Raw genomic sequence first — 1601 nt, forward strand, 5'->3', positions numbered from 1 at the left:
AGGGGAGGAGCCGTCGAAGGTGGGACCAGCGATTGGGACGAAGTCGTAACAAGGTAGCCGTACCGGAAGGTGCGGCTGGATCACCTCCTTTCTAAGGAGCACATAGCCGCTTGCGAGCGCATGTCTCGCACGGTTGCTCATGGGTGGAACGTTGACTATTCGGCACGATGGACGAGACGAGCGGTAGTACTGCTTCGGCGTGGAAAACGCATCGTCAGGTCATCGTGTCGGGCACGTTGTTGGGTCCTGAGGGAACGGAAGTTGCCTCATGGATGCCGGCCTCATGCGGGGCGTTCTTCGGAGCGTCGGGTGTGGGTGTCTGGTCGTTGTTTGAGAACTGCACAGTGGACGCGAGCATCTGTGGCCAAGTTTTTAAGGGCGCACGGTGGATGCCTTGGCACCAGGAACCGATGAAGGACGTGGGAGGCCGCGATAGGCCCCGGGGAGCTGTCAACCGAGCTTTGATCCGGGGGTGTCCGAATGGGGAAACCCGGCAGTCGTCATGGGCTGTCACCCATACCTGAACACATAGGGTATGTGGAGGGAACGCGGGGAAGTGAAACATCTCAGTACCCGCAGGAAGAGAAAACAACCGTGATTCCGGGAGTAGTGGCGAGCGAAACCGGATGAGGCTAAACCGTTGTGGTGTGAGACCCGGCAGGGGTTGCCATAGCGGGGTTGTGGGAAAGTTCTTCAGTCGTCTGCCGGCGGCTGGGCGAGTCAGAAACCGTATGGGTAGTCGAAGGACATGCGAAAGGTCCGGCGTAGAGGGTAAGACCCCCGTAGACGAAATCTGTACGGCTCGCTTGAGCTTCTCCCAAGTAGCACGGGGCCCGAGAAATCCCGTGTGAATCTGGCGGGACCACCCGCTAAGCCTAAATATTCCCTGGTGACCGATAGCGGATAGTACCGTGAGGGAATGGTGAAAAGTACCGCGGGAGCGGAGTGAAATAGTACCTGAAACCGTGTGCCTACAAGCCGTGGGGGCAGCCTTTTGGGGCTGTGACTGCGTGCCTTTTGAAGAATGAGCCTGCGAGTTTGCGGTGTGTAGCGAGGTTAACCCGTGTGGGGTAGCCGTAGCGAAAGCGAGTCCGAATAGGGCGCCTGAGTTGCATGCCCAAGACCCGAAGCGGAGTGATCTAGCCATGGGCAGGTTGAAGCGCGGGTAAGACCGTGTGGAGGACCGAACCCACCAGGGTTGAAAACCTGGGGGATGACCTGTGGTTAGGGGTGAAAGGCCAATCAAACTCCGTGATAGCTGGTTCTCCCCGAAATGCATTTAGGTGCAGCGTCGCGTGTTTCTTGCCGGAGGTAGAGCACTGGATAGGCGATGGGCCTTACCGGGTTACTGACCTTAGCCAAACTCCGAATGCCGGTAAGTGAGAGCGCGGCAGTGAGACTGTGGGGGATAAGCTCCATGGTCGAGAGGGAAACAGCCCAGAACACCGACTAAGGTCCCTAAGCGTGTGCTAAGTGGGAAAGGATGTGGAGTCGCAGAGACAACCAGGAGGTTGGCTTAGAAGCAGCCACCCTTGAAAGAGTGCGTAATAGCTCACTGGTCAAGTGATTCCGCGCCGACAATGTAGCGGGGCTCAAGCACA

The 1601-nt window shown here is 57.9% G+C and carries 2 rRNA genes; both read left to right on the top strand.

Annotated features, from left to right (window positions below):
• Positions 1–91, top strand: a 16S ribosomal RNA gene (locus ACIQVD_RS34195); the annotation flags it as partial.
• Between the two features lie 271 nt (positions 92–362).
• Positions 363–1601: ribosomal RNA gene (locus ACIQVD_RS34200) — 23S ribosomal RNA — on the top strand; the annotation flags it as partial.

Origin of the sequence: Kitasatospora sp. NPDC090308 (assembly GCF_044769485.1) — a bacterium.
Taxonomy (GTDB): domain Bacteria; phylum Actinomycetota; class Actinomycetes; order Streptomycetales; family Streptomycetaceae; genus Kitasatospora; species Kitasatospora fiedleri.